Source organism: Acetonema longum DSM 6540, assembly GCF_000219125.1.
Taxonomy (GTDB): Bacteria; Bacillota; Negativicutes; order Sporomusales; family Acetonemataceae; genus Acetonema; species Acetonema longum.
In genome coordinates this window covers 1-1,947 of record NZ_AFGF01000023.1, presented here as the reverse complement: position 1 = coordinate 1,947, position 1,947 = coordinate 1, and the positions used below count along the sequence as shown (strand labels likewise).

At 42.0% G+C, this 1,947-nt stretch carries 3 protein-coding genes; all 3 read left to right on the top strand.

Annotated features, from left to right (window positions below; translation table 11 throughout):
* A partial coding sequence (locus ALO_RS03505) for an IS110 family transposase (RefSeq protein WP_004092940.1) occupies positions 1-867 on the top strand: 867 nt, incomplete at its 5' end.
* 144 nt (positions 868-1,011) lie between these two features.
* A complete protein-coding gene (locus tag ALO_RS03500) occupies positions 1,012-1,443 on the top strand; it encodes a CdiA C-terminal domain-containing protein (RefSeq protein WP_004092939.1) in 432 nt (143 codons plus the stop codon).
* A gap of 30 nt (positions 1,444-1,473) precedes the next feature.
* The gene (locus ALO_RS03495; RefSeq protein ID WP_139025311.1) at positions 1,474-1,911 is read left to right on the top strand and encodes a hypothetical protein; all 438 of its coding nucleotides are present in this window, start codon (positions 1,474-1,476) and stop codon (positions 1,909-1,911) included.
* Positions 1,912-1,947 lie beyond the last annotated feature (36 nt).

The following is a 1,947-nucleotide window of genomic DNA, read 5'->3' as shown; positions in this document are numbered from 1 at the left end:
CTACGGGATATGATCGACAAGCTGCCGGACGCCAATCACCAGGATATTTTTTGGACGATTCGCCAACTGGTGAAGCGCCGGGATGCTCTTGTGAAAGGGACTACCATGCTGCAAAACCAACTACATGGGCAGTTGATGTATCATTATCCGAGTTACCGGAAGTTCTTTTGCTTGGTGAACAGCAAGACGGCGCTCTATTTCTGGGAGACGTACCCTTCGCCGAAACACTTGCAAGCCGTTACCGCCGAAACCCTTGCCGATGGGCTGCGGAGTGTCAGCCGCAATGCTTGTTCGATGGAAAAGGCGCAGACGATTCTTGACCTGGTGGCTGCCGATGGGGATACTCACCGAGAATTCCAACCCGAACGGGACTTTATTGTCAAAAGCATCATTCATGAACTTCGCTACAAACAGCAGGCCATTGAAGGAATCGACGGGGAGTTAAAAAACCTCCTGCCTTTGACTGACTACAAACTGGATACTATGCCGGGAATTAACTTAAATACCGCCAGCCACATCATTTCTGAGATCGGCGACATTAACCGCTTCCCCACTTCGGATAAGCTGGCCCGCTTTGCAGGCATCGCTCCTGTTTTGTTTTCCTCTGCTGGCAAAGGCAAAGAGCAGCGCAGTCGGCAGGGAAACCGGGTATTGCATGGTATCTTCTATTTTCTCGCTGTCCAGCTTGTCCAGGTTTCCAAAGGCGGTAAGCCGCGACACCCGGTGTTTCACACTTATTTTCTCCGCAGAATCCGGGAGGGAAAGACCAAGCCCCAGGCTTTAGTCTGCATTATGCGCCGGGCAGTTCGGATAATTTACGGGATGATGAAAACGAAGTCCGAATATCGCCCTTATGAGACGGATTAGGCAGTCTGTTTTGTTCTGTAGTAACTTGTGATAAAATGGAAATAGCCATAGCTTGTTTGCTCCTGTCTTTTTTTCCAGTAAAGAAGAGGGATTATAAAATTTAATCTCTACTGCTTCTTTGCTGAGGGGCCGGCTAAGTCTGGATTGACTGAACCAATATTGTCGAAAGGGGGAAAGCCAAGAGGTCATTATGAAAAACCAGACATTAATGACCCCCGACCGATCACACGACAAAACGAAACCGCAGATATTCTTGCCAAAAATGGTTACGATATAGAGATGTTGCCTAATAACTCAAAAGCAGGCAATGGATACGGTATTAAACCAGAATCCAACCCCGATTTATTAGTAAACGGAAAGGCATTTGACGTTTATTCACCAGATACATTAAATGTTAGGAACATTTGGAGCACTGTAAAAGGTAAAACAGAAGAACAAGCTGGTCGGATTGTTTTGAATTTGGAAGATTATAAAGGATCAATGGATAGTCTGCAAGTACAATTTAGAGACTGGAAAATTGATGGATTAGAAGAGTTGCTTATAATTAAAGAGGGGAAAATTGGTAGATTAATCTGATAAGTTAGGACTGAGTGGATGATATATGTTTTGTATGTAGGTACAGAATGTAGTTTTGATGAATTTAAGGAAACTATCCAAAAAAATTGGCTTAATAGTGGAGATTTATTAAGAGAATCAGATCAAGAATTAGCGATTTCTTGTGATAGTTTTACTATTAAGGCAAAAAAAGGTGGACAAGAGATTGTATTTGCCAAGGAAGATTATTGTTTAGAACTTAATTACCAATGCTGGTTTGATGTTTACCATGCACATAGCAATTGGCTAAATGATTTAATGCGCTTTGTTGGTAAACTATTACGAAACCTTGAAGGCGATGCTGTTTTGCTTTCAAATGGAGATAAACCAATTCTTATGCGTAAGGAAAATAAGGTTATTGTTGCGGATGAAAAAATTAATCATACTAAAAAATTTCCATTTCATGAACTTGGTTTAAGTTATCAAGCGGGAAAGCTGGAATTTGATTGATCAAGAAATATGAAGAATGAAAAACCAAATAGCAAG